This is a genomic window from Nocardioides sp., assembly GCF_031422975.1.
Lineage (GTDB): Bacteria > Actinomycetota > Actinomycetes > Propionibacteriales > Nocardioidaceae > Nocardioides.
The window spans coordinates 1-1,938 of sequence record NZ_JANPEO010000197.1; the positions used below are offsets into that span (position 1 = coordinate 1).

At 65.9% G+C, this 1,938-nt stretch carries 2 protein-coding genes and 1 tRNA gene; 1 reads left to right on the forward strand and 2 read right to left on the reverse strand.

Features of this window, described 5'->3' with window-relative positions; all coding sequences use genetic code 11:
• Positions 1 to 82 precede the first annotated feature (82 nt).
• Positions 83 to 154 (forward strand) — tRNA-Val (locus RMO85_RS06070).
• Between the two features lie 67 nt (positions 155 to 221).
• Here RMO85_RS06070 and RMO85_RS06075 read toward each other — a convergent pair.
• A complete protein-coding gene (locus tag RMO85_RS06075) occupies positions 222 to 1,460 on the reverse strand; it encodes an IS110 family transposase (protein WP_310527486.1) in 1,239 nt (412 codons plus the stop codon).
• Between the two features lie 351 nt (positions 1,461 to 1,811).
• Positions 1,812 to 1,931 carry a hypothetical protein gene (locus RMO85_RS19630; protein ID WP_397203236.1) on the reverse strand — a complete coding sequence of 40 codons (120 nt, stop codon included), beginning with the start codon at positions 1,929 to 1,931 and terminating at the stop codon, positions 1,812 to 1,814.
• Positions 1,932 to 1,938 lie beyond the last annotated feature (7 nt).

Genomic DNA, 1,938 nt, shown 5'->3' on the forward strand with positions numbered 1-1,938 from the left:
CGAGCGGGCGGACGAAGCCGACGACGAGGCACCGGTTTCGTGAGGGGCGAGCGGGGCCTGTAGAGTTTCGGCCGCACCACACGGGCGATTGGCGCAGTGGTAGCGCGCTTCGTTCACACCGAAGAGGTCACTGGTTCGAACCCAGTATCGCCCACCGAGCACTAAACCGCCTCTGACGCGAAGATTCACCCCGAGTGGGTGGGGCTTCGCGTCAGGGCTTTTCAGGACACGTTGTCGAGGGTCACGCGGTAGCCCATGGCTTCGAGTTGGTGGATCGCTCGGTTCTTCGTGCGGCCGGGGTTGAGTCGGTTGAAGTAGTCGCCTCCGGGGTCGTCGTAAAGGGTTCCGGTCGTGCCCATGTGCCAGATCGCGATGAGCATGGAGTGCTGGATCGCGACGTTGGCCTTCTTCGGCCCCCGGCGGCTCGCGATGCGTCGATAGCGCGCGCCGTAGTAGGTGCGCGGGTTCTGCGCGCAGGCCATCGCCGCCGCGCCCAGAGCACCCTGTAGGTAGGGATTGCCCGGTCGGGTCTTGCTTGATTTCACCTTCCCGGCGGACTCATGGTTGCCGGGCGTCGTGCCGGCCCAGGACGCGAGGTGCTTGGCGCTCGGGAACCGGGACATGTCCGCGCCGGTCTCGGCCACGACCACGTCGGCGGTGACGGTGGCGATGCCGGGGATCGTGCAGATCAGGTCGTGGAACCCTTGAAAGGGCTCCATCATCACCTCGATCCGCGCGGTGAGCTTGTCGATCGCGTCGGTGTGCCGGTCGATCAGGTCCAGATGGACTTGGGCCAAGAACGCGTGGTGCTCGTTGAACCGCCCGCTCAACGCCTCGGTCAACGCGGGAATCTTGTTGCGCAGCCGACGCTTGGCCAGGTCCGCGAGCGCTTCGGGGTCCCGGTCACCGGCGATCAGCGAATCGAGCATCAGTCGACCGGACACTCCGAGGATGTCGGACGCAACGGCCGACAACTTGATCCCGGAGTCCTCCAACAGTTTCTCCAGCCGCTGGGCCTCGCGAGCACGCTCACGGGTGATCGCGGTCCGCGCCCGAGTCAGGTCCCGCAACTGCCGGATCGGCTCAGGTGGCACGAACGACCCGCGCACGAGGCCGTGGGCGCCGAGCTGAGCAAGCCAGGTCGCGTCAGCGACATCAGTCTTGCGGCCCGGGACCGTCTTCACGTGGCGGGCGTTGACCAACATCACCTCGACGCCGGGCAGGTCCTCGAGCAGGTAGTAGAACGGTTTCCAGTAGTCCCCGGTCGCCTCCATCACCACGCACGTGACCTGCTCGGCGGCCAGGTGCTCACGCAGAGCCAGGATCTGGCCGGTCATGGAGCTCCAGGTCGTGACGGTCTCGACCGTCTTGCGGCGACCGGCCCCAGCGACTCGGACGCAGACCTTGGCGTCCTTCTTCGAGATATCCATCCCGGCACACCGGGCGTGAACGACTTCCATCACCACCACTTCCTTCCGCACGGACATCGGCTCGTCCGTCGCGGGGAGGGCAGGGAGAGTCGAAAGTCTGACGCACGGGCTCAACGGCACCAATCCACGGTTCCCGTGGAAGCCCTCCACCACCATGCTGACCTTCAGGCTCACAGGCACCACAGAGGCATCGGGGTCGACCACGACGAACCCACCCAGTCTGTGCCGCACGGACGCGACCAGCAACAGCAAACGGCGCCGAATCTTCGCTCACCATGGTGAGCCTCGAAGACGGCGCCGTACTGCTGACCTGCGAAAACAGCAGTTCAGAGGCGGTTCTGCTTTGGCCGCCGTGTCCACTACGTGTCCACCAGGCCGCGCTCAATGCCTCACCGTGGGCACTCGTTGGGTGGCTGCCTCGAGGTCCTCCACGCGTATCCGGAGGTTGCGCCGGCCGAACCGATAGGCCGGGATCTCGCCGGTGGTGATGCGTCGCCGGATGGTCTTG